Here is a 22,105-nt window from a genome sequence, read left to right as displayed (position 1 = left end):
GACCCCTGACAGCGCAGCGACCATTTGTGGTTCGGCCGGTTAAGCCGGGTCAGGCGTGGACCTGTCGCGCCACGCCGACGGCGGTCACGCCCATGGCGATGACGAGCACCGCCATCAGGGCCTCGCCCGCGACGAGGGTGCCGGTGGTGGCGTACAGGGCGCCGACGGCGACGGGACCGAGGGCGGCCCACAGGTAGCCCGTGCCCTGCGCGAGGGCGGAGACGGCCGGGACGTCACGCGGGTCGGCCTGCGAAGCGATGAACGTCAGCGACACGACCAGCCACAGGCCTTGGCACACACCGCACACCAGGAGCCCCACGACCACGGCCGGTCGGCTCACCGGCAGCAGGAGCAGGGCCACCACGTAGACGACGGTGAGGACCACGACCCGCGTACGGCCGTGAAGGCCCCGTGCCAGACGGGCGGCCCAGAACGAGCCGGGCAGTCCGAGGATGGAATAGATCCCCATGAGGACCCCGATCGTCGCCTCGTTGAACCCGTGCATGCGCAGCTGGACGGGGATCCACGTCAGCAGGGCGAAGAAGACCAGCGACTGCGTCCCCTGCACGAAGGTGATCGTCCACGTGAGACGGCGGCGCACGACCGACCCCATGCCGGCGGGCTCGGCGGCGTGGTGGGGATGGCCGTGCCGCTGCCGGGCGACGGCGATGTTGACGACGGTCCACACGACCAGGGCCAGGACCCCCGGCACGAACCAGATCGACAGCGCGTCGCGCCATGCCCAGCCCGCGGCCAGCAGTGGCGCCGTCAGGAAGGGCCCGGCTGAGCCGGACACCTGGATCATCACCGTGTAGACGCCCATCGCCAGTGGCAGCCGGTCGGGGAACCAGGCGCGCGCCAGCGCCGGTAGGGCGACGTTGCCCAGGGCGATGCCCATTCCGACGAGCAGCGTTCCGGCGAAGAACGTCACCAGCCGCGCGTCGTGGCGTACGGCGAGGCCGGCCAGCACAAGGGAGGCCGCGGCCCACAGCGTCGGTTCCAGTCCGACGCGGGCGGCCAGGAACGGAGTCAGGAACGCGAAGATCCCGAAGCAGACCAGGGGCAGCGAGGTGACGGCACCGGCGGCGGTGGGACCGAGGGCGAGCGACTCGGCGACCCGTGACAGGGCGGGCGGGACGCCGGTGATCGGGGCGCGCAGCTGGAGGGTGACCAGCACCATCCCGGTGAGCACGAACCACCGCAGCGCGACGCGGCGCTCCCCCGCGCTCACGGCGACGGTGTGCCGAAGACGGTCAACGAGCGGGGCTTGACGCTGATGCGCAGCGGCGACGGGCCGAGCTCCTCACCGTCGCCCATGCCGTACAGGCCGGGCCCGTCGAGCAGCACGTCTCGGGCGCGGAACCGCTCCACCGCCGGGTCTCGGACGAAGCTCCCGTCGAACAGCGTGGGCAGCATCCGCAGCAGCGTCGCACGGCTGACGGGGTGGATGACGGTGACATCGAGCTCTCCGTCGGTCACGTCGGCGGTCGGGCAGATCGCCATGCCACCGCCGAAGTAGGTGGAGTTGCCGACGGCGACGAGCATCGCGGGCTCCTCACGGTGGCGCCCGTCGATGGTCATGCGGTATTCGAGCGGTTCGAACACGGCGAGCTCGGCGAGCGCGGCCGTCGCGTACCGCAGCGTGCCGATGGGCAGGCGCATGCGGTTCGCCCGCCGGTTCACCAGAGAGTCGTAGCCGGTGGCGACGACGGTGCCGACGTGGCGCACCTCGGCCCCGCCGACCAAAGCCCCCTCGACGCGCAGCGAGTCGATGCGCATGGTGTGGCCGGCGATCACGCGCCGAGCCGCATCGACGGGGCTGAACACCTTGATGCCAAGCCCTCGGCACATGTCGTTGCCGGTGCCGGCGGGGATCAGCCCGAGCGGCACCTCGGTCTCTGCGCAGGAGTCCACGCCCAGCGACATCATTCCGTCCCCACCCATGACGAGGACGGCGTCGGCACGCACCTGCGGGCCGCCGGGAGTGCCGTGCGCCGGCCGGGCGGCTTGGACGGCCGCGACGGTACGCAGCCGCGCCTCCTGGTAGTCCGACGTCTGGTGGACGCGCAGGTTCGCGTCTGGGACCCCCCGGAGCAGCTCGCGACAGACCTGCGGCAGCAGCTTTGCGGCGCGGCCACGGCCGGCGCGGGGGTTCACCACGAGGGTGAAGGTGGGGCCGTCGTAGCGGTCGAGGCTCATCCGGTCGCCAGCTCCTTGGACTTCTTCCCGCGGTCGTGGATGCGGCAGATGGCCTCGGCCACGAGGTAGAGGATCGCCATCGGCACGGCCAGCGCCAGCATCGACAACGGGTCGGTCGACGGCGTGGCGACGGCGCCGAACACGGTCGTGCCGAAGATGGCATACGACCGGTACTGGCCCAGCTGGGCGCCCGTGATGACGCCCGCCAGGTTCAGCACCACGAGCACGACCGGCAGAAGGAACGCCAGCCCGAACACCAGCATGAGCCGGATGAGGAAGTTCAGGAAGTACGGGAGGTCGAGCAGGTTGCTGATCTCCTGATTGGACGGCGTGAAGCTCAGCATCACCGAGATGCCCTTCGGCATCACGACGTAGCCAACCGCCACGCCGGCCAGGAACAGCGGCACCGCCGAGCCGATGAAGATGTACGCCCACTTCTTCTCGCGCGCCAGCAGGCCCGGCGCGATAAACGCCCACATCTGGTACAGCCAGAACGGCGACGAGACGATCAGGCCGGCGATGCCGACGATCTTCATCGCGAGCGTGAAGGGAGCGGACACGCCGCTGGTCACGACGTTGATCTGCTGGTCCGGGCGCACCGCCTTCAGGTCGACCACCGCCAGCTCGACCGGGTGGAGCAGGATGCCGAACAGCTGGTTGTAGAAGAACGCGCAGCACAGCATGCCGATGGTGATGAACACGGCGGCGGCGACGAGCCGGTAGCGCAGCTCACGCAGGTGTTCGAAGAGGGACATGTTCCCGTCCGGCGGGACGGGAGGCGGCTTCAGCCAGGCCAGGCTGAGGTTGCGCCCGGCGACGCGGACGGCCACGGATCAGCGCAGGTCGTCAGGATCGCGGTCGACGACCTCGGCGTCGACGACACCGGTGTCCGCAGCCGGTCGGTCGGCCTGCGTGGAGCCCACGGCCTTCGCCTGGTCGGCCTTCTTCTGGTCCTCGGCGTTCAGCCCGCGCGTCTCCTCCTTGAACTCGCGGATCGCGCGACCGGAGCTCTTGCCGAGCCCGGCGAGGCGGCTGCCTCCGAACAGCAGCAACACGACGGCCAGGATGATGAGCAGCTCTACGGGTCCCAGGTTGGGCATGTCGACCTCTTTCTTCGGGGGGTGGGCCGCCCGGCGACCCACGTCGCCATAGTACGGCCGGTTGCTGAGCGTACAACCAGAGCGGGCTGTCAGACACCACCGCGTCGGTGACGTTCGGAGGCGTCGAGGTGGACGTCGTCGGCCAGCCGCGTCACCTCGTCGAGGCGCCGCCCCAGCGCGGCCACCTCGCCCGTCAGCGCCGCGGCCCTGCGCCACAGCCAGCAGGCCAGGCCCAGCGTCGCGACCAGCGCGACGACGACCAGGGCGCACACCAGCAGCACCCATGTGCCGACGGTCACGACCCGGCCCCGTCCTCGCCGAACAGCGCGGCGTACTGGGCCAGCGCCTCTTCGGCGGCCCGGCGCGCACCGTCGGCGGCCTCGAGCGGGTCGACGGCCAGCACGGAGCCACCCAGCCGCAGCAGCAGGGCGTCGAGGAATCCCGGCGACGCGATGCGCAGGCGTACGCGGACCGTTCCTCCGCCCAGCGGCTCGGCCGACTCGACCGGGTAGTACTCGGCGATCCAGGCGGCGTTGGCGGCGACGTCGAGCGTCACGGGCAGAGCGCCCTCGACGCGGTCGAGCCAGCCGCCGACGGCGCGGGGTGGTTCGCCGTGGTCGCCGGCGGCCACTTCGGTCGCCTCAGCCTGCACGATCCGGTCGAGCCGGAAGCTCCGCCAGCCGGGCTCTCCCCCGCCGGCGGGTGCGTCGCTCCACGCCTCCAGGTAGGCGTACCCGTCGCGCATGGCCACGCTGTGCGGGTCGACCAGGCGCACCGTCGTCTCCCCGCGCGCCGCCGAGTCGTAGGTGATCCGCAGGCGTGCGCCGGCGGCACGGGCGGTGGCGATGGCCTCGCGCACCGTCGTGTCGGCGGTCGGCATGCGGACCTCGACCCGGCGGCTGGCCTCGGCGGAGTCGCCGGCGACCTGCTCGAGCTTGGCGAGCGCCGAGTCGATCGCGGGCAGGGACTCCGGCGGCGCGATGTCGCGCACGGCGCGCAGGCCGACCCCGAGGGCCAGGGCTTCGTCGGGGGTGAACCGCAGCGGCCGGGCGAGAAAGTCGGCGTTGGTGAGGAAGATCACGCCCTGGTCCTCGACGAGCTCCATGTCGATCTCGACGAGGTCGCCGGGCATCAGCCCCGGCAGGCCGACCATGTAGGCGACCGACAGGTCCTTGCGGAGCTGACGCGGCGTGATCCCGAAGTCGGCGGCGGCCTTCTCCATCGTGACCCCGGGGTTGCGCTGCAGGTAGGGCGTCAGCATCATCACCCGCTTGATCTGTTGAGTCCCAGAGGTCATGCGACGACCTCCTGCAGGTGGGCGCGGACCGCTGCCCGCAGCTCGGGCGGCTCGCACACGATCACGTCGGCCCCGTGGCCGGCGATCTCGGCGACCACGTCCTCCCGGTCGCCGTGGGCGAGCCGGACCACGACGAACCCCTCGGGCACGTCCACGTCGGTCGTCGCGGGCTCGCCGCGGCGTCGCAGCTCGGGTGCACGGGTGCCGCGGACGGCCAGCACGCACTCGCGGCTCGGCGGCGACGGATCGAGGCTGGCCGCCAACGCACGGACGTCGAGGTCGGCGGGCACGTCGAACCCGCCGGCCCTGCCGATGGCGCGGGGCTCGTCGGTGATGCGGGCGAGCTTGAACATGCGCGGCGCCTCCCGGTCACGGTCGTGGCCCACCACATACCAGGCACCGCGGTGGGACGTGATCCCCCACGGCTCGAGCCGACGGGTGGCGCCGCGGTAGCCGAACTCCATGGGCGTACGCCTCAGCATGGCCTGACACATCGGCTCGAACGCCGCCTCGCGCGCACCGAGCGCCGGTGCCAGCATGCGCAGGCGTTCGGGGTCGGGCTCGAGTCCGGCGGCCCGCAACTTGCCCATCGCGCTGGCCGTCGAGTCGGCCAGGCCCGCCTGCTCCCAGACGCGCCCCGCCACGGCCATGACGGCGGCCTCGTCGGCGGTGAAGTCCACCGGCGGGAGCTCGAAATCGGTGCGCCGGATGCGGTAGCCGATCTCGTCCTGGTCGCCGATCGTGCCGGTCTCGATGGGTACGCCGAGGCTGCGCAGCTCGTCCTTGTCCCGCTCGAACATCCGCTCGAACGCCGCTTGGTCGCCCACGTCGTAGCCCTCGACCATCGCCCGGATCTGCTCGCGGGTCAGGTAGCGCGGTGCAACGAGCAGGCAGATCGCGAGGTTGAGGATCCGTTCTGACTTGCGCGCCGACATGAGCCCAGTCTGGCATTCCAGAGGCGTCGACGCAGGCAGGTGCACGGGTCTGTCGGCGTACCATCGTGGGTCTGTGGTCGCCCACGCACGAAGGAGCCCCGTGAACGCCGGCCGATACGCACCCAGCCCGACGTCCGACCTGCACGTCGGCAACCTGCGCACCGCACTGCTCGCCTGGCTGTTCGCCCGGAGCTCGGGGCGCGACCTCCTCCTGCGGATCGAGGACCTCGACGAGGTCCGGGCGAGGGCGGCCGAGGGCACCGAGGAGCGCCAGATCGCCGACCTCGCGGCGCTGGGCCTCGATTTCGACGGGCCGGTCTTCCGCCAGTCCGAGCGCCTCGACCTGTACGCCGACGTCGCCGCCACCCTGCGCGACCGGGTCTACGAGTGCTTCTGCACGCGCCGCGAGATCCGCGAGGCCACTCAGGCCCCGCACCACACCTTCGCCCCCTACCCGGGCACGTGCCGCGACCTCGGCGAGGCGGAACGGGCCCGTCGACGCGCCGAGCGTCCCGCCGCGTGGCGCGTACGCTCCGACGACGTGCCCCGGACCGTCCACGACGTGGTCCACGGCGACCACACCGAAGCGGTGGACGACTTCGTGATCCGCCGCAACGACGGGGCGTGGGCTTACAACTTCGTGGTGGTCGTCGACGACGTGGACACCGGCGTCGACCAGGTGGTCCGCGGCGACGACCTGCTGTCCTCGGCGCCCCGCCAAGCCTGGCTCACCGAACAGCTGGGCGGCGTCGTCCCCGAGTACGCGCACGTGCCGCTGGTCCTCGACGCCGGCGGCGAGCGCCTCGCCAAGCGCAACGGGGCCGTCACGATGACCGAGCTGGCCGCCAGCGGGATGGACGCCGTGGCCGTCCGCTCGCGACTGGCGGAGTCGCTGGGGCTCGCAGAGCCCGGCGAGTGTCCCGGCCTGGCGACGCTGCTGGAGCGGTTCGACCCCAATCGCGTCGACCGCCGCCCGTGGGTCTGGACAGCGGCCGGCTGAGGGACGCTATTGCGCGGCCTGGGTGAACAGCACGTCGACGACGAACACCAGCGTCTCGCCGGGCTCGATCTTCGGGTTGGCGTTGCCCTGCGGGTAGGCCTTGTCGGGGGGCGACACGATCAGGACGCGCGAGCCGACGGGCTGGTTGACCAGCGCCTCCTTCCAAGCGGGCACGAGCTTGTCGAGCTGGCCGGTCTGGGGGTCCTTGCCGTAGGTCGACTCGATGATGCGGCCGTCCCAACCCAGCGTCATGTAGCGCACCGTGATGGCGTCGGCGGCCTGCACGGGCTTGCCCCTGCCGGCGATGACCGGCTGGGTGACGAGCTGGGCGGGCTTCTCCCCGGCGATCTTGACGACGGGGTTGCCCTGCGGGTCCTCGGTCACCTCGGGCAGGCCGCTCTTCGGCGGGACGGGATCGCCGGTCGCCCGGTCGAGCTGGGTGCCGACGATGTCGACGACAAACACCAGCGAGTCGCCCACCTGGATGCCGGCCTGCGGCGAGCCGCCCGACGGGTCGTAGCCGTCCTTGCCCGGCATGGCGACGAGGACGCGGCTGCCGACCTTTTGGCCCGCGAGGCCCTTCTTGAAGCCGGGGACGACCTGGTCGAGCGGGAAGGCGATGGCCTGGCCGCGACTGAACGAGTCGTCGAACTTCTGTCCCGTGCGGCCGTTGACGCCGTAGTAGTGGACCTCGACGGTGCCGTTCTCGGGGACGGTCGGGCCGTCGCCGGGGATCAGGACCTTGCTGCGCGTCTCGTCGACCGCCCAGGGGGCCGGGATCTCGACCTTCGGCTCCTTAAGTTTCTCGCCGTCGACCTTGATGGCGTCGAGGTTGTTCGACGGGGTAACGGGGGCGGCCGCACTGGGGGTCGGCGTGGCGCTGGCGCTCGGGGCGGCCGAGGCGGAGGTGGAGGTCGACGGGGTGGCGGTGGCCGGGTCGGCCGCCTTCTCCTTCGAGCAGGCGGGCAGCACGAGTGCGGCGGCGCAGAGGGAGGCGGCGATCAGGCGTCGGTTCACGGTTTCTGGCTTTCTCGGTGATGGTTCGCGGTGATGTCCATCGGCCACCGTACCCGACGCGAGTGCGCCTGCGGCTGGCGCCGAGCGGGCGTCAGCGCCGTGGCATCGCCGCGAGACCGTCGAGCAACCGGTCGACACGCTCGTCGGTCGCGGCGAGCGGGTCGCGGCACGCCACCGGTGTGGTGAGGCCCGGCCCCATGCGCGGCGCCCCGTCCCAGGGGTGGGCGGGTGAGTCGTTCACCTTCAGCGACACCCAGTCGACGGTGTAGTCGACGCCGGCCGCCTGGGCCGCGGCGATGAAGTCGCCGCGCAGGCGGGCGCGGGTGGTCTGGGGCGGGATCGTCATGGCCCTGCGCACGCGCTCGTCGTCAACCTCGCGGGCGACCGCACCGCGGCTCTCGAGGATGCGGAACAGGCCGCGCCCGGGCAGGAGGTCGTGGTACGCGAGGTCGATCTGCGCCATGCGCGGGTCGTCCCAGCCCAGGCCGTGACGGTCGGCGTACCGCTCCAGCAGCCGCTGCTTGATGGCCCAGTCGACCTCCCGCTCCAGCGGTGCGAGGTCGCGGGCCTCGAGCGCGGCCAGGTAGGTCTCCCAGCGTTCCAGCACCCGCTCGAGCACCGGTCCCGGCGAGCCCTCCCGGTCGGCCATCGCGCGCGCCGCCTCGCAGAAGATCTGCTGCATCTCCAGGCCGGTGACGGTGCGCCCATTGGCGAGCGGGACCGGCGTACGCCCCCACCGGTCGCGGCTGAGGTCGCGGATGGCCTTGGCCGGGTTCTCGAGTGTGAGGTCGCGCAGGGCGGCGCCGGATTCGATCAGCCGGAGCACGAGCTCGGTGGCCCCGACCTTGACCAGGGTCGAGGTCTCACACATGTTCGAGTCGCCCACGATGACGTGAAGGCGGCGCCAGCGCGACGGGGCGGCGTGCGGCTCGTCGCGGGTGTTGATCATCGGGCGGCTGCGCGTGGTGGCCGACGAGACCCCGTCCCACATGTGGTCGGCGCGCTGGCTGACGACATAGGTTCCGCCGGGCAGGATCTTGCCGGCGCCGCACACGAGCTGGCGCGACACGAGGAACGGCAGCAGCGGGCTGGCGACGTCGACGAACTCCCCCGCCCGCCCGATCAGGTAGTTCTCGTGGCAGCCGTAGGAGTTGCCGTGGCTGTCGGTGTTGTTCTTGAACAGGAAGATGTCGCCGATGACGCCGTCGTCGGTCAGGCGCTCCTGCGAGGTGCGCGCCAGTTCGAGCACCGTCTCCTCCCCGGCGCGGTCGTGGGCGACGAGGTCGAGCAGGTCGTCGCACTCGGCGGTGGCGTACTCGGGGTGGGAGCCCACGTCGAGATAGACCCGCGAGCCGTTGCGGAGGAACACGTTCGACGAACGCCCCCAGGCGACGACGGTGCGGAACAGGTGGCGGGCGACCTCGTCGGAGGTCAGGCGCCGCTGCCCGCGCGAGGTGCACACGACACCGAGCTCGGTCTCGATGCCGTACACGCGGCGGGGCAGGCGGGCCACGGGCTCAGAGCTTCGCCGAGTCTAGCAGGGAGCCGATCTCCTCGCGGGTGAGCTCGCGCATCTCGCCGATCGGGAGGTTGCCCAGGCGCACCGGCCCGAAGCCGATGCGGGAGAGCTTGTCGACGGGGTGTCCCACGGAGTCGAGCATACGGCGAACGATGCGGTTCGCCCCGGAGTGGAGCGCGACCTGCAGCAACGTCTTGTTGAGGCCGGGGTTGCGGCCGACGAGCTTCACCTTGTCGGCACGGACGAAGCCATCCTCGAGCGTCACGCCCTTTTCGAGGCGCTTGAGGGCGTGGTTGTCCATGATCCCCTCGACCTCGGCCAGGTAGGTCTTGGTGACCTCGTAGGACGGGTGGGACAGGCGCTGGGCCATGTCGCCGTCGTTGGTCATGATCAGCAGACCGGTGGTCTCGCCGTCGAGCCGGCCCACGTGGAACAGCCGCGGCGCGTTGCGTGGCAGGTATTCGGCCAGCGTCGGGCGGCCCTCAGGGTCGTCCATCGTCGAGATCACGCCGCGCGGCTTGTTCAGCACGTAGTAGACGTGGCGGCGCTGCGGCGGGATGCGTGAACCGTCGACGCGGATCGTGTCCCGCTCGGGGTCGACGCGTAGGCCCTGCTCGGTCACTGGCCTTCCATTGACCTCGACGCGACCCTCGTGGATGAGGTTCTCGGCGGCGCGGCGGGAGGCCACTCCGGCCTGGGCGAGCACCTTCTGCAGGCGGATGCCCTGCGGCTCGTCGGTGTGCTGCTCGAGGTGTTCGTGCTCGAGGTGTTCGTGCTCGTGGTGTTCGTGCTCGTGGCGTTCGTGCTCAGTCATCTGCGCTCTCATGCTCGGCGGTGCCGCCTGCCTCCCCAGGCATCGCGGCTGAATCCCCATTCTCCCCCGTTACGCCCTCCTGCGGCGAACCCGGCTCGCCCGGGGTGCCGTCGGCGCCGCGTACGCCGGGTTCGGCGAGGCGTCCGAGCTCGGCCTCGAGGTCGGTGGCGTCGGGCAGGTGCGGCGCCAGCGCCGGCAGTTGTCCGAGCGAGGACATCCCCATGCGCTCGAGGAAGTGGTCGGTGGTCCGGAACACCACAGCCCCCGACTGCTCGTCGTGCCCGGCCTCCTCGATGAGGCCGCGGGCGACGAGCGTGCGCACCACGCCGTCGACGTTCACGCCGCGGACCGCCGAGACGCGGGCGCGCGAGATCGGCTGCAGGTAGGCGATGACGGACAGCGTCTCCAGGGCGGCCTGCGACAGGCGCGCCTGCTGCCCGTCGAGGACCCAGTGCGAGATGAGCGCCGCGTGCTCGGCGCGCGTCCAGAAGCGCCAGCCACCGCCGACGTGCCGCAGCTCGAACCCGCGACGGTGTTCGTCGTAGAAGGCGGCGAGGCGGCCCAGCGCGGCGGTCACCCGGTCGACCGGCGTGCGCGTGGCCTCGGCCAGCGTCGTGGCGGCCATGGCCTCGTCGGCCATCAGGAGAAGGGCTTCCAGCGCCCCTTCGAGGGTGGGGTCGTCGAGCTCGATGGGGTGGTCGGGCGTGTCGGTCACGGTTGCTCCTCGTCAGGTCTGGCGGGCTCGTCCTCGTCGTCGACCTCTCCGGCGGCCCGGTCGAACTCGTCGGAGATCTCGAGGTCGGTGTCGTCGTCTCCGCTCCACCGGATGCTGAGCTCGCCCAGCGGGGTGATCTGCTCGAACGTGACGGCCCGCTCACGGAACAGCTCGAGCAGGGCGAGGAACCGGCAGACGGTCGTGAGCCGGTCGGGTGAGTCGCCGGTGAGGGCACGAAACGACAGGGTCCCGGAGCGGCGTAGTCGCTCGACCACGACCTGGGCCTGCTCGCGAACCGAGACCCGCGGGGCGTGCAGGTGGGCCAGAGAAACCTGGGCGACCTCCTTGGGAGCCATCGCCCCTGCGGCGATCTGGGCGAACCGTTCCCAGGAGACGTTGATCGTCACCTCGGGCAGGAGCGCCGCGAACTGCGGTTCGAGCCCGCCGGGTCGCGCGAACCGGGCGCCCTCGGCCTCGAGGACACCGGCCAGCCAGCCCGCGACCTCCTTGAACGCCCGGTACTGCAGCAGGCGCGCGAACAACAGGTCGCGCGCCTCGAGCAGCGCGAGGTCCTCTGGGTCCTCGACCTCGCCGCTGGGGATGAGCCGGGCGGCCTTGAGGTCGAGCAGGGTGGCTGCGACGAGCACGAAGTGGCTCGTCTGTTCGAGGTCCCAGGCGTCGCCGGCGGCGCGGATGTGGGCGATGAACTCGTCGGTGACCTGTGACAGCGCCACCTGGGTGATGTCGAGGCGGTGCTTGGCGATCAGCTGGAGCAACAGGTCGAAGGGCCCCTCGAAATTGTCGAGGTGCAGGGTGAACTCCGGCGCCGACGCCTGGTCGGCGCCGGGTTCGCGGGTCACGAGTCGCTGAGGCGACGCACCAGCTCGCTGTCCTCGCCCGACGCCTGCAGATCGTCGAGCATGTACGCGACGGCCTCGCGCACGATGCGGCCGCGGTCGACGGCCAGCGAGTGCTCGGCGCGCAGCGTCAGGCGCGCCTGCTCGAGCCGCACGAGCTCGTCGCGGGAGACATAGACGGTGATCTTCTCGTCGTGGCGCACACGGCCGGTCGATGACGACCGGCGCGTCGGCACCTCCGCTGCGATCTGTGCGGCCGACGGCTGCGGATCCGCGGTGATCTCGGCAGACTCGGCGCCTCCACGAAGGAGGTCGGACGTTCCGGGGACGCTCAGCTTGCGCGGCATCGGTTCAACACCTCACGGGCCAGTGATCGATAAGCCTCCGCCCCTGGCGAGGACGAAGCGTATGTGGTGATCGGTTCTCCCGCGACGGTTGTCTCGGGAAACTTGATGGTGCGACGAATCACCGTGTGGAACACCGTGTCCCCGAACGCCTGGACGACCCGGTCGAGCACCTCACGGCTGTGCAGCGTTCGCGCGTCGTACATCGTTCCGAGGATGCCGATGATCTCCAGCTGGGGATTCAGCCGTTCCTGGACCTTATGGATTGTATCGGTAAGAAGTGCAATACCGCGCAACGCGAAGAATTCGCACTCGAGCGGCATGATCACCCCGTCCGCTGCCGTCAGCGCGTTGATCGTCAGCAGGCCCAGGCTCGGCGCGCAGTCGATCAGGATCACATCGTACTCCGAACGGACCTTGTCGAGGGCGCGCGCGAGGATCTGCTCACGAGCGACCTCGGACACCAGCTGGATCTCTGCCGCCGACAGGTCGATGTTGGACGGCAGCACGTCGAGGCCCTCAATGGTCGAGGTGTCGATGACGTCGTGGATGTCGACGTCGCGCTCCAGCAGGACGTTGTAGATGGACAGCTCCAGGGTGTGCGGGTTCACCCCGAGGCCGACCGAGAGGGAGCCCTGCGGGTCGAAGTCGACCAGCAGGACGCGTCGCCCGGTCTCGACCAGCGCCGCACCCAGGTTGATCGTGGTCGTCGTCTTGCCGACGCCACCCTTCTGGTTGCACATCGCGATGATCTGGGCCCGCTTGGGTCCGGGCGGCGGCGGGCCGGGTTCGGCCAGCTCGGGCACCGGGCGACCCGTCGGGCCGAGCACGATCGTCGGCTCGGCGTTGGGGGTCTCGTCGGGCTTGGGCAGGGGCGGCACCGTGAACAGCGCACCGTCGTCGCCCACTCCGGGCGTGTCGTGTCCCTGGTGCGTGGGCGCTGCCTGGTCGGCACGGGTGTGCTCGTCCGTCACGGTGGTCCCCTCCGGTCGCTACGTGCGTCGCGCTCCCGGTCTCCCGGGATGCTCGTCGCCCGAGCCTAGTACGCCCTCGGGTGTGAAGTCAGATAGGTCTCGCGGAGATGGTCGACGGTGACCATCGTGTAGATCTGTGTCGTGGTCACCGAGGCGTGGCCCAGCAGCTCCTGGACGACGCGCACGTCGGCGCCACCGTCGAGCAGGTGCGTGGCGAACGAGTGGCGCAGGGTGTGGGGCGAGATCGCCATGTCGAGCTCGATCGCCGCCGCCTGCTCCCGCAGGACGTTCCAGGCGCTCTGGCGACTCAGCCGCCCGCCCCGCGAGTTCAGCAGGAGCGCCGGCGTGGTGCGGGTCGCGCGCTGCGCGTACACCGCCCTCCCCCGCGTCAGCCACGCCGACACGGCGTCCCGCGCATAGCTGCCCAGTGGCACGATGCGTTCCTTGTCGCCCTTGCCGATCAGGCGCAGTCCGGCGGTCGAGCCGACGGCGGTGTCGAGGAGTCGTTCGAGGTCGTCGACGTCCAGGTCGCAGACCTCGGAGATGCGGGCGCCGGTGCCGTACAGCAGCTCCAGCAGCGCGGCGTCGCGCAGGCCCTTCGGCGTGTCCCGGTCGGGCGCGTCGAGCAGCTGCTGCACCTGGCCGATCGACAGTGCCTTCGGCAGGCGCTTGCCGGGCTGCGGCGGGGTGACGGTGGCGGCCGGGTCGTCGGCCGTGACGCCCTCCTCGACCGCGAAGCGGTGCAGGCTGCGGACGGCGACGACCGCGCGGGCGATGCTGGCCGGAGCCAGCGGCCCCCGGGTCCCGTCACCGGTGGCGAGGTGGGCCGAGAAGGCCGTCACGTCTGGCGTGGTGACGTCGACGACGGACCGCACGCCGCGGCCGTCGAGGAATTCCGCGTAGCGGGTGAGGTCTCGACGGTAGGCCGACGCCGTGTTGGCCGACACGCCGCGCTCGACCGTGAGGTGGTCGAGGTAGCTCCGGACGAAGCGCTCGACCTCGTCGCTCATCGCCCTCGGTTCCCGGCGCGCTCGTCCCGCGCCGGCCACGGGGCGTCGGCGGGTCGGAGGGTCTCGATGCGGTCGCGGGCCGCATGCAGCGCCAGCGTGCCGGCCACCAGGAGGGGGTTGGAGACACGACCACTCAGGATCGCGTCCAGCAGGTCGTCGACCGGGACGCGGAAGAGGTCCATGTGGGCCTCCTCGCCGGCGAGGACGAATCCGCCGGGGCGCTCGACCTCGTGGAGGCCGGTGGCCAGGAAGATGCGGACGGCCTCGTCGCCGGCGCCCGGCGAGGTCCACAGATCGACCAGCACGCGCCAGTGGTCGGCGCTCAGGCGGGCCTCTTCGGCGAGCTCGCGGGCCGCGGCGTCGGCGTACGACTCCCCCTCGGCGTCGAGCAGGCCGGCGGGGGGCTCGATGCACGTGTGGCCGGAGGGGTGACGGTATTGCCGCACGACCACGACGTGGCCGTGGTCGTCGAGCGCGATGACGCCGACGGCGCCCGGGTGGCGCAACCACTCACGGCGGATGTTCTCCCCCGAGGGTGTGGTGATCGCGTCGCGCACGAACGAAGCCACCCCCCCGGTCGCCAGTGTCTCGCGGTCGTTGACGGGCCAGGCGGTGGGCTCGTCACGCACGTCGGCGCCGGTGAGGCGGGGCAGGTCGATCATGCGTCCTCATCTGTCTCGTCGGGCTCCTCGTCGACCGGCAGCGGGCTGCTGGCCTTGTTGCGCAGGGCCGCGCTGACGAGGCCCGCGAACAGCGGGTGGGCCTTGGTCGGACGCGACTTGAGCTCGGGGTGGGCCTGCGTGGCGACGAAGAACGGGTGGATCTTGGCCGGGAGCTCGACGAACTCGACCAGGTGGCCGTCGGGGCTGGTGCCCGAGATGACGAGGCCGGCGGCCTCGAGCTGTTCGCGGTAGGCGTTGTTCACCTCGTAGCGATGGCGGTGTCGTTCGCTGACGCGGTGGACGCCGTACAGCCCCGCGACGACCGAGCCGCGCCTCAGGTCGGCGTCGTAGGAGCCCAGACGCATCGTTCCGCCCATGTCGCCCTCGCCCGAGACGATGTGTTCCTGCTCGGCCATGGTGGCGACGACGGGGAACTCGGTGTCGGGTTCGAACTCGGTCGAGGCCGCCCCCTCGAGGCCCGCCAGGTCTCGGGCGACCTCCATGACCATGCACTGCAGGCCGAGGCACAGGCCGAGGATCGGGACCTTCTGCTCGCGGGCATACCGGATGGCGCCGAGCTTGCCCTCGACGCCCCGGATCCCGAAGCCGCCCGGGACGCAGACGCCATCGACGTCGGCGAGCTGGGTCCGGGCGCCCTCCGGCGTCTCGCACGCGTCGGACTCCACCCAGCGGATGTGGACCTTCGTGCGGTGGTGGAAGCCGCCAGCACGCAGCGCCTCGACGACCGACAGGTAGGCGTCGGGCAGGTCGACGTATTTCCCGACCAGCGCGATCGTGACCTCGTCGGTGGGGTTGTGGACCCGGTCGAGCAGGTCGTCCCAACGCTTCCAGTCGACGTCGCGGAAGGGCAGGTCGAGCTTGCGCACCACATACGCGTCCAGACCCTCAGCGTGGATGACGCGCGGGATGTCGTAGATCGACGGGGCGTCGAACGCGGTGACCACGGCCTCCTCGTCGACGTCGCACATGAGGGCGATCTTGTTCTTGATGCCGTCGGGCAGGTCGCGGTCGGCGCGGCACACGATGGCATCGGGCTGGAGGCCGACCTGGCGCAGCTGGGCGACCGAGTGCTGGGTCGGCTTGGTCTTCAGCTCCTTCGAGGGGCCGATGAACGGCACCAGGGAGACGTGGAGGAAGAAGGCGTTCTCGCGACCCACGTCACGACGGGCCTGGCGCGCGGCCTCGAGGAACGGCAGCGACTCGATGTCGCCGACGGTGCCGCCGATCTCATGGATGACGACGTCGATGTCGGGCCCACCCATGGCGAGCATCTCGTCCTTGATCTCGTTCGTGATGTGAGGGATCACCTGGACGGTGTCGCCGAGGAACTCGCCCCGACGTTCCTTCGCGATGACGTTGGAGTAGACCTTTCCGGTCGTCACGTTGGCTTCGCCGCTGAGGTTCACGTCGAGGAATCGCTCGTAGTGGCCGATGTCGAGGTCGGTCTCGGCGCCGTCCTCGGTCACGAAGACCTCACCGTGCTGGAACGGGTTCATCGTCCCCGGGTCCACGTTGAGATAGGGGTCGAGCTTCTGCATCGTCACCCGCAGACCTCGCGCGATGAGCAGGCTGCCCAGACTGGAGGCCGTGAGCCCCTTGCCGAGCGAGGAGGCGACGCCTCCGGTCACGAACACGTGCTTGGTCACTTTTGGGCTTCCCACGGGGTTCCAACCTATCGTGATTCGTTCGCCTCGGCCAGCAGCTCGCGGGCGTGGGCGGTGGCGGTGTCGCTGGCGGAGAGACCAGCCATCATGCGGGCGAGCTCGGCCTCCCGCTCGGGACCGTCGACCCGGCGCACACCGGAGGTCGTGACCTGGCCGTCCGATGACTTCTGGACGACGAGGTGGGTGTCGGCGAATGCCGCCACCTGGGCGAGATGGGTGACGACGACGACCTGGGACGTCTTCGACAGGCGGGCGAGCCGGCGTCCGATCTCCACGGCGACGGCGCCGCCGACGCCCGCGTCGACCTCGTCGAAGACCAGGGTCTGGGCGGGGTCCTCGTCGGCGAGGACGACCTCGAGGGCGAGTCTGATGCGGGACAGCTCACCGCCGGAGGCCGCGCGGGCGAGCGGGCGCGGTTCGGATCCGGGGTTCGCGGTGAACTGGAGGACCACCTGATCGCCGCCGTGGGGGCCGGGCTCGGGCAGCGGGGTGAGGGCGAAGCCGAGTCTGGCATGGGGCATGGCCAGGGCCGCCAGTTCCACCTGGACGGACGTGGCGAGCCGGTCGGCAGCGGCCCCGCGCACTTCGTGGATCCGGCCGGCAAGGTCGGCGACGGTCGTGTCGAGCTCGGCGAGACGTGTCTCGATCTCGACGATGCGGGCGTCGTCGCCGTCGAGGCCCCCCAGGCGCTGGGCGGCGTCGGCGGCCCAGGCGAGCACCGCGTCGACGTCCTCACCGTATTTCCGGGTGAGGCCCTGCAGTGCGGCGCGGCGCTCCGCGATCCACTCGAGCCTGGCCGGATCGGCCTCGAGGTCGGCGAGGTAGGCGGCCACGTCGCCGGCGAGCTCGGAGGCCAGCACGCTCACCTCGCGGGCGCGGTCGGCCAGCGGGCGGACCGTCTCGTCGGTCGCGGCGGCCTGGTCGAGCGCCTTGCCGGCCTCGGACGCCAGCGCAAGCGTCGAGGGCGCGTCGAGGTCGTCCTCGTCGCCCGACAGCGCGGCGGACGCACGGTGTGCGGCGAGCCGCAGGTCGTCGACGGCCTGCAGGCGTTGGGCCTCGGCGGCAAGCTCGGCGTCCTCGCCCGGCTTCGGGTCGACCTTCTCGATCTCCTCCAGCCCGAAGCGCAGCACGTCGGCCTCGCGGGCCCGTTCGCGGGCGTGCGTACGCAGGTCGTCCAGCTCGGCGCGCAGGCGGGTGCGTTCGGCGTACGCCTCGGCGTACGGGGTCATGAGCGCCGCGAGCGCCTCGCCGGCGTAGCGGTCGAGGATCTCGCGCTGGCGCTCGGGACGCGCGAGCCTGACCTGTTCGGACTGGCCGTGGATCGTGATGAGACGCTCGGCGATCTCGCCGGCGAGTGAGACGGGTACGCCGGCCCCACCGACGACCGACCGCGAGCGGCCGCCCCCGACCACACGCGCGACGATCAGCTCTCCGTCGTCGACCTCTCCCCCGGCTTCGGCGACCCGGTAGGAGACGGCGGCCGGCACGGCGGCGAACGTGCCTTCGACCCGGGCGCGGTCGGCGCCGCGGCGGACGACGCCGGAGTCGGAGCGTTCGCCCAGGAGTAGCCCGAGGCTGGTCACGACCATGGTCTTGCCGGCCCCGGTCTCGCCCGTGAGGGCGGTGAGTCCGGGTGAGGGCTCGAGGGTCGCGGAGTCGATGACGCCCAGATTGGCGATCCGGAGCTCGGTGATCACGGGGCCTCCTGGCCCACGGTGCTCTCGGCGGCCCCGCGCCAGCCCTCCACGCGGAGGCCGAACTTGCGCACGAGGCGGTCGGTGAACGGAGCCGGGGACAAGCGGGCGAGGCGCAGCGGGTGGGTGTGCATGTCGACCTCGATCTCCATCGGGGCGCTGAGGTCGAACGAGCGTCGACCGTCGCACCAGACCACGCCGTGGGCGTCGGTGCTCTCCAGCAGGCGGACGCGCACCGAGGTGCGGGGGCTGATGACCATGGGGCGCGCGAACAGGGCGTGGGCCGAGATGGGCACCACCAGCAGGGCCTCGACGCCCGGCCACATGACGGGGCCGCCTGCCGAGAACGCGTACGCGGTCGAGCCCGTAGGCGTCGCGACGAGCACGCCGTCGCAGCCCCAGCGCGACAGGGGACGATCGTCGATGGCCACGACGACCTCGAGCATGCGCTCGCGCGCGGCCTTCTCGATGGAGACCTCGTTGACCGCGTACGACTCCCACACGGGGTCGCCGCCGGGGCCGTCGAAGACGCGGACGCGGGCGGTCAGGCGTTCCTCGACCGTCCAGCTGCGGGCGATGACCTGGTCGACGACCTGGTCGATCTCGTGTGACTCGGCCTCGGCCAGGAACCCCACATGGCCGAGGTTGACGCCCAACATGGGGATGTCGCGGGCGAGCACCCACTCGGCGGCCCGCAGGATCGTCCCGTCGCCGCCGAACACGACGGCGAGCTCGATGGGGCCGGCGCCGTGGTCCTCGAGCGACCGCGCCTGGGGCACGTCGCCCATCTGGTCGATGTCGAAGCGCGGCATGAGGACCGTGATGTCCTCGGACGTGAGACTGGCCACGAAGCGACGGGCGGCCTCGACGGCCTCGGGGCGGTGGATGTGGGTGAGCACAGCCACCCGGCGCCCGTGGTGGACCGTCTCGTCGGGGTTGGGGCTCGTCACCCGAGGAAGCATATCGACCCGCCCAGACAGACCCGACGGACCGGACCTCACCTGGACAGGTGGACGAACGTCTCGACGTTTCCGGCGGGGCCCGGGAGGTGGCTCTCGTGGCATCCGAGGCAGGACCAGCCCAGGGCCTCGGCGGCGACGACGACCGTGGTGACGGCCTCCTCCCGCAGCGCGGGATCGGTGACGACCCCGCCACGCCCCAACCGTTCGCGCCCCACTTCGAACTGGGGCTTGACCATGAGCAGGGCGGCACCGGTGTCGGCGACCACGCCCAGGACCGGTTCGAGCAGCAGGGTGAGCGAGATGAAGGAGACGTCCGCCACCACGAGGTCGACCGGGTCGCCACCCACGTGGGCGAGGGTCAGGTCGCGCAGGTTGGTCTGCTCGTGCACCTCGACGTGGGGGTCGTCCCGCAGGACCGGCGCGAGCTGGTCGGTGCCGACGTCGACGGCGTAGACGCGGCTGGCTCCCCGGGACAGGAGCACCTGCGTGAAGCCCCCGGTCGACGACCCCGCGTCCAGGCAGCGTGGGGGCACCGCCAGACCGGTGTCGTCCAGCACACCCAGCAGCTTGTACGCCGCCCGCGACACCCAGCCGTCGTCGTCGACGTCCAGTCGATGGCTCTCATCGACCAGGGCGGAGGCCTTGGTGACGATACGCCCCTCCACGCGTACGCGCTGGTCGGCGAGGAGGGTCTGGGCGTGCGTGCGCGAGCGGGCGAGCCCGCGTGCGACCAGCGCCTGGTCGAGTCTCATCCGCGCGGTCGGGTCGCCTCGTCGAGGGCGGCGTGGAGGACCTCGTGGGCCGATGCGAGCCGCTCGTGGTGCGACGCGAGGTCGAGCTCGTCGAGGTCGGCGAGCCGCTGGAGCGCAGCGTCGATCTCGGCGTGGCCGGTCTGGGGCGGTTGGTCGACCATGTCAGCGCACCTGGTCGAGCGTGTCCACGGCCGCGGTGCCGTCGAGGTCCCTGTCGCGGGAGACGAGGGCCAGAACGCAGCGCAGCGCGTCGAGCTGGGAATCACGGGTGTCCCCCGCGCCGTCCACGACGACGGTCGTCCCGTCGATGCGGGCCGTCGCGTGACCACAGCGCGCGACATCCGCCTCGACGACCGCGTAGCGGGCGGGCTCGAGGAGCGCGCGGAGGTCGTGGCCGAGGTAGGTCGGCTGGTTCGCCGCCTCCAGCAGGTCGTGCTTGCCGTGCGCGCCGGTGAAGACGAACAGGCTGTCCATCCCGATCCCCGCGGCGCCGTCGACGTCGGTGTCGAGCCGGTCGCCGACGAAGATCGCGTGCTGGGCCTCCAGCCTGCGCGCGGACTCATCCATCAGCGGCGCGTGGGGCTTGCCCGCGACCACTGGGTCGACGTCCACGGCGTTGCGCAGGGCGCCGATCTGGGCGCCCGCGCCGGCCACGAGGCCGCGGTCGGTGGGCCGGGTGGCGTCGGTGTTGGTGGCCACCCACAGCGCACCGGCCTGGATCGCATGGGCGGCCTCGTCGATCAGCGGCCACGGCAGCTGCGGGTGGTAGCCCTGGATCACGGCGGCCGGCCGGTCGTCGGCCCTCTCGACGCAGCGGAGCCCGACCTTCTCGACCTCGGCGCGCAGCGCATCGGTCCCCACGACCAACACCGCAGAACCTGCCGGCAGGCGGTCAGCCAGGACCCGTGCCCCGGCCTGCGACGAGGTCACCACGTCCGCTGCCGTCGCCGCCACGCCCAGCTCGCTGAGGTGCGCGGCCACCTGGTCGGGGGTGCGGGCCGCGTTGTTGGTGACGAACCCCACACGCACGCCGCGTGTGCGCAGCACTGCGACACCCTCGGCGGCCCCCTCGACGGGCGCCGGGCCCAGGTAGATCACGCCGTCGAGGTCGAACAGCGCCACGTCGTACGCGGTCACCAGCGCGTCACTCATCGAAGTCGTCCTTCTCGTCGACGTGACGGGCCGGAGCCGCCACGTCCTCCTCGGCGCGGTCGGCCACGGGGTTCTCATCGCCGGAGACCACGTCACCGTCGGAGCCCGCGCCCTCGTCCCCGTGCGAGTCGACCTCCTCGCGGTCGTCGTACTCCTCAGACTCGTCGTACTCGAGGACGAACCCGTCCAGAGCGGCGACGCGGTCGGCGGCGTCGGTGCCGTGGTCGACGTCCAGCTGCGCCGCGGCCTGGAACCAGTCGCGCGCAGCGGCCTCGTCCCCGCCGGCCAGCAGCAGGTCCGCGTACGCGTAGCGCACCCGCGCCCGTGCCCCCGGCGGCACCGCGCCCTTGTTGGTCGCCTGGATCTCGCCGCGCAGGAGGCGCAGGGCCTCGTTGCGCTGTCCCATGTCGGAGCGGGCGCCGGCCTCGACGATGCGCATCTCCACGCGGGTCGCCGGTTCCAGCTCCAGCTTCGCCGCCTCGCGCGCGATCTCCAGGGCCTCCTCGGGCCGACCCAGGGCACGTTCGCAGTCTGCCATCACCGGCAGGAACTCCTGGTCACCCGTCATCCGGCGCAGGGCGCGGAACTCGCTGAGGGCCGTCTGGTACTCCTCCGCCGCGTACGCGGTCTCGGCAGCCGCGGCTCGCACCACGGGCAGCCGCGAGGCGAGGCGGCGAGCAACCATCGCGTGACGGTACGCCAGCTGCGGATCCTCGTCGATCACGAGGCCGGCCATCATCAGGTGCGGTCCGACCTGGTCCGCGAGGTCACCCGAGAGCCCACGCAGCTCGGCGCGTACGCCACGCGGCAGCTCACGCAGGTCGAGCCCCTGAGGCAGCTCTGGCTCGTCGTCCCGCTTCTCCAGGCCCGGCGGCACGTACTTCCCTTCGCGCTCCTCGCGGGGTCCGCGCCGGTCGTCTCGGTTGAACCCACCGCGGAGCTCGCCACCGCGGCTGTCGCGGTTGGGCCCTCCACGGCGTTCACCACCGCGATCATCGCGACGGTCGCCGCCACGACGATTCCCGCCACGGTCGTCGCGCTTGAACCGGCCACGGTCGCTGCTGCCGTCATCACGGCGACCTCGGCTGGCACCACGATCGACGCGACGCGGCCGGCTCTGGCCACCCCGGTCGAATTCACCCCGTCGGTCGTTTCCGCGCTCTTCGCGCTCCGGGCGGGGGTCGGACTGGTTCTCGCTCACCCGACAATCCTGCCGGACCGGCGCCGCTCGTCCAACTCCGACGCGAGTTCTTCTCCTCTCCGCGCAGGCAGGCAGGGCGTCACCGAGCGAGGAGCCCGCCGGTTCAGGGCCCAGGTCCGGCCCGTAGGCCGCACGACAAGGGTGCGGGCATGCAAAAACACCCGTGAGGGCCAACCAGGGTTGGCCCTCACGGGTTCTGTGTGTTTGTCCGGCGAC

General features: G+C 71.6%; 25 protein-coding genes. 2 read left to right on the top strand and 23 right to left on the bottom strand.

The annotated features are described in order from the left end of the window. Positions 1–49: 49 nt before the first annotated feature. From ACYVGD_RS14665 to ACYVGD_RS14635, 7 genes are all read right to left on the bottom strand, one after another. Positions 50–1,231 carry an MFS transporter gene (locus ACYVGD_RS14665; protein WP_460744523.1) on the bottom strand — a complete coding sequence of 394 codons (1,182 nt, stop codon included), beginning with the start codon at positions 1,229–1,231 and terminating at the stop codon, positions 50–52. Continuing rightward, on the bottom strand, positions 1,228–2,199 hold the full coding sequence (locus tag ACYVGD_RS14660) for a diacylglycerol/lipid kinase family protein (protein WP_460744522.1): 972 nt from the start codon (positions 2,197–2,199) through the stop codon (positions 1,228–1,230). The genes ACYVGD_RS14665 and ACYVGD_RS14660 overlap by 4 nt, the downstream gene beginning before the upstream one ends. Continuing rightward, positions 2,196–2,954, bottom strand: a complete 759-nt coding sequence (tatC, locus tag ACYVGD_RS14655) for a twin-arginine translocase subunit TatC (protein WP_460744521.1) — start codon at positions 2,952–2,954, stop codon at positions 2,196–2,198. The genes ACYVGD_RS14660 and tatC overlap by 4 nt, the downstream gene beginning before the upstream one ends. A gap of 78 nt (positions 2,955–3,032) precedes the next feature. Beyond that, positions 3,033–3,299, bottom strand: coding sequence for a twin-arginine translocase TatA/TatE family subunit (gene tatA / locus ACYVGD_RS14650; protein ID WP_460744520.1), 267 nt, complete (start codon positions 3,297–3,299; stop codon positions 3,033–3,035). An 89-nt stretch (positions 3,300–3,388) separates the two neighbouring features. Then, positions 3,389–3,598, bottom strand: a complete 210-nt coding sequence (locus ACYVGD_RS14645; protein WP_460744519.1) for a hypothetical protein — start codon at positions 3,596–3,598, stop codon at positions 3,389–3,391. Beyond that, complete coding sequence (locus tag ACYVGD_RS14640) at positions 3,595–4,596, bottom strand: WYL domain-containing protein (protein ID WP_460744518.1); 1,002 nt, start codon at positions 4,594–4,596, stop codon at positions 3,595–3,597. Before ACYVGD_RS14640 ends, ACYVGD_RS14645 begins: the two co-directional genes overlap by 4 nt. Further along, complete coding sequence (locus tag ACYVGD_RS14635) at positions 4,593–5,531, bottom strand: helix-turn-helix transcriptional regulator (protein WP_460744517.1); 939 nt, start codon at positions 5,529–5,531, stop codon at positions 4,593–4,595. Before ACYVGD_RS14635 ends, ACYVGD_RS14640 begins: the two co-directional genes overlap by 4 nt. 100 nt (positions 5,532–5,631) lie before the next feature. Here ACYVGD_RS14635 and gluQRS point away from each other — a divergent pair, with 100 nt between their 5' ends. Beyond that, positions 5,632–6,531 carry a tRNA glutamyl-Q(34) synthetase GluQRS gene (gene gluQRS / locus ACYVGD_RS14630; protein ID WP_460744516.1) on the top strand — a complete coding sequence of 300 codons (900 nt, stop codon included), beginning with the start codon at positions 5,632–5,634 and terminating at the stop codon, positions 6,529–6,531. Positions 6,532–6,537: 6 nt separating this feature from the next. Here gluQRS and ACYVGD_RS14625 read toward each other — a convergent pair whose 3' ends face one another. The 16 genes from ACYVGD_RS14625 to ACYVGD_RS14550 all read right to left on the bottom strand — a co-directional run bounded on the left by ACYVGD_RS14625 (position 6,538) and on the right by ACYVGD_RS14550 (position 21,373). Continuing rightward, positions 6,538–7,548 (bottom strand): FKBP-type peptidyl-prolyl cis-trans isomerase, encoded by a 1,011-nt coding sequence (locus ACYVGD_RS14625; RefSeq protein ID WP_460744515.1) that lies wholly within the window; start codon positions 7,546–7,548, stop codon positions 6,538–6,540. Between the two features lie 91 nt (positions 7,549–7,639). Next, entirely contained in the window at positions 7,640–9,061 is a 1,422-nt protein-coding gene (gene pafA / locus ACYVGD_RS14620) for a Pup--protein ligase (protein ID WP_460744514.1), read from the bottom strand. 4 nt (positions 9,062–9,065) lie between these two features. Next, complete coding sequence (locus ACYVGD_RS14615) at positions 9,066–9,881, bottom strand: pseudouridine synthase (RefSeq protein WP_460744513.1); 816 nt, start codon at positions 9,879–9,881, stop codon at positions 9,066–9,068. Beyond that, complete coding sequence (gene scpB / locus ACYVGD_RS14610) at positions 9,874–10,596, bottom strand: SMC-Scp complex subunit ScpB (RefSeq protein WP_460744512.1); 723 nt, start codon at positions 10,594–10,596, stop codon at positions 9,874–9,876. The genes ACYVGD_RS14615 and scpB overlap by 8 nt, the downstream gene beginning before the upstream one ends. Then, positions 10,593–11,456, bottom strand: a complete 864-nt coding sequence (locus ACYVGD_RS14605; RefSeq protein ID WP_460744511.1) for a segregation and condensation protein A — start codon at positions 11,454–11,456, stop codon at positions 10,593–10,595. The genes scpB and ACYVGD_RS14605 overlap by 4 nt, the downstream gene beginning before the upstream one ends. After that, complete coding sequence (locus tag ACYVGD_RS14600) at positions 11,453–11,800, bottom strand: hypothetical protein (protein ID WP_460744510.1); 348 nt, start codon at positions 11,798–11,800, stop codon at positions 11,453–11,455. The genes ACYVGD_RS14605 and ACYVGD_RS14600 overlap by 4 nt, the downstream gene beginning before the upstream one ends. Beyond that, positions 11,785–12,705: a ParA family protein gene (locus ACYVGD_RS14595; RefSeq protein ID WP_460744604.1), complete on the bottom strand. Its 921-nt coding sequence runs from the start codon at positions 12,703–12,705 to the stop codon at positions 11,785–11,787. Before ACYVGD_RS14595 ends, ACYVGD_RS14600 begins: the two co-directional genes overlap by 16 nt. 131 nt (positions 12,706–12,836) lie before the next feature. Then, positions 12,837–13,781, bottom strand: coding sequence for a site-specific tyrosine recombinase XerD (gene xerD / locus ACYVGD_RS14590; protein WP_460744509.1), 945 nt, complete (start codon positions 13,779–13,781; stop codon positions 12,837–12,839). Continuing rightward, positions 13,778–14,443, bottom strand: a complete 666-nt coding sequence (locus tag ACYVGD_RS14585; RefSeq protein ID WP_460744508.1) for an NUDIX domain-containing protein — start codon at positions 14,441–14,443, stop codon at positions 13,778–13,780. The genes xerD and ACYVGD_RS14585 overlap by 4 nt, the downstream gene beginning before the upstream one ends. After that, positions 14,440–16,125, bottom strand: a complete 1,686-nt coding sequence (locus tag ACYVGD_RS14580; RefSeq protein WP_460744507.1) for a CTP synthase — start codon at positions 16,123–16,125, stop codon at positions 14,440–14,442. The genes ACYVGD_RS14585 and ACYVGD_RS14580 overlap by 4 nt, the downstream gene beginning before the upstream one ends. 11 nt (positions 16,126–16,136) lie before the next feature. Next, positions 16,137–17,825 (bottom strand): DNA repair protein RecN, encoded by a 1,689-nt coding sequence (gene recN / locus ACYVGD_RS14575; RefSeq protein WP_460744506.1) that lies wholly within the window; start codon positions 17,823–17,825, stop codon positions 16,137–16,139. Then, positions 17,822–18,784 (bottom strand): NAD kinase, encoded by a 963-nt coding sequence (locus ACYVGD_RS14570; RefSeq protein WP_460744505.1) that lies wholly within the window; start codon positions 18,782–18,784, stop codon positions 17,822–17,824. The genes recN and ACYVGD_RS14570 overlap by 4 nt, the downstream gene beginning before the upstream one ends. Before the next feature lie 35 nt (positions 18,785–18,819). After that, positions 18,820–19,536, bottom strand: coding sequence for a TlyA family RNA methyltransferase (locus tag ACYVGD_RS14565; protein WP_460744504.1), 717 nt, complete (start codon positions 19,534–19,536; stop codon positions 18,820–18,822). Beyond that, positions 19,533–19,697, bottom strand: coding sequence for a hypothetical protein (locus ACYVGD_RS14560; RefSeq protein ID WP_460744503.1), 165 nt, complete (start codon positions 19,695–19,697; stop codon positions 19,533–19,535). The genes ACYVGD_RS14565 and ACYVGD_RS14560 overlap by 4 nt, the downstream gene beginning before the upstream one ends. A gap of 1 nt (position 19,698) precedes the next feature. Beyond that, the gene (locus ACYVGD_RS14555) at positions 19,699–20,688 is read right to left on the bottom strand and encodes an HAD-IIA family hydrolase (protein ID WP_460744502.1); all 990 of its coding nucleotides are present in this window, start codon (positions 20,686–20,688) and stop codon (positions 19,699–19,701) included. Beyond that, positions 20,681–21,373, bottom strand: a complete 693-nt coding sequence (locus ACYVGD_RS14550) for a hypothetical protein (RefSeq protein WP_460744501.1) — start codon at positions 21,371–21,373, stop codon at positions 20,681–20,683. Before ACYVGD_RS14550 ends, ACYVGD_RS14555 begins: the two co-directional genes overlap by 8 nt. A gap of 3 nt (positions 21,374–21,376) precedes the next feature. Here ACYVGD_RS14550 and ACYVGD_RS14545 point away from each other — a divergent pair. Beyond that, on the top strand, positions 21,377–22,105 hold a 729-nt coding region (locus ACYVGD_RS14545), incomplete at its 3' end, for a hypothetical protein (RefSeq protein WP_460744500.1).

The sequence above is a fragment of the Mariniluteicoccus endophyticus genome, assembly GCF_054780035.1.
This window is presented reverse-complemented; position numbering and strand designations above follow the sequence as displayed.

Excerpts from the sequence above, each read along its gene's own strand:
- ACYVGD_RS14640 (WP_460744518.1), bottom strand. The coding sequence starts at position 4,596 with ATGACCTCTGGGACTCAACAGATCAAGCGGGTGATGATGCTGACGCCC.
- ACYVGD_RS14635 (WP_460744517.1), bottom strand. The coding sequence starts at position 5,531 with ATGTCGGCGCGCAAGTCAGAACGGATCCTCAACCTCGCGATCTGCCTG.
- ACYVGD_RS14550 (WP_460744501.1), bottom strand. The coding sequence starts at position 21,373 with ATGGTTGCTCGCCGCCTCGCCTCGCGGCTGCCCGTGGTGCGAGCCGCG.
- ACYVGD_RS14660 (WP_460744522.1), bottom strand. The coding sequence starts at position 2,199 with ATGAGCCTCGACCGCTACGACGGCCCCACCTTCACCCTCGTGGTGAAC.
- ACYVGD_RS14565 (WP_460744504.1), bottom strand. The coding sequence starts at position 19,536 with ATGAGACTCGACCAGGCGCTGGTCGCACGCGGGCTCGCCCGCTCGCGC.
- ACYVGD_RS14585 (WP_460744508.1), bottom strand. The coding sequence starts at position 14,443 with ATGATCGACCTGCCCCGCCTCACCGGCGCCGACGTGCGTGACGAGCCC.
- ACYVGD_RS14615 (WP_460744513.1), bottom strand. The coding sequence starts at position 9,881 with ATGACTGAGCACGAACGCCACGAGCACGAACACCACGAGCACGAACAC.
- ACYVGD_RS14600 (WP_460744510.1), bottom strand. The coding sequence starts at position 11,800 with ATGCCGCGCAAGCTGAGCGTCCCCGGAACGTCCGACCTCCTTCGTGGA.
- xerD (WP_460744509.1), bottom strand. The coding sequence starts at position 13,781 with ATGAGCGACGAGGTCGAGCGCTTCGTCCGGAGCTACCTCGACCACCTC.
- tatC (WP_460744521.1), bottom strand. The coding sequence starts at position 2,954 with ATGTCCCTCTTCGAACACCTGCGTGAGCTGCGCTACCGGCTCGTCGCC.
- ACYVGD_RS14570 (WP_460744505.1), bottom strand. The coding sequence starts at position 18,784 with ATGCTTCCTCGGGTGACGAGCCCCAACCCCGACGAGACGGTCCACCAC.
- ACYVGD_RS14555 (WP_460744502.1), bottom strand. The coding sequence starts at position 20,688 with ATGAGTGACGCGCTGGTGACCGCGTACGACGTGGCGCTGTTCGACCTC.
- ACYVGD_RS14560 (WP_460744503.1), bottom strand. The coding sequence starts at position 19,697 with ATGGTCGACCAACCGCCCCAGACCGGCCACGCCGAGATCGACGCTGCG.
- tatA (WP_460744520.1), bottom strand. The coding sequence starts at position 3,299 with ATGCCCAACCTGGGACCCGTAGAGCTGCTCATCATCCTGGCCGTCGTG.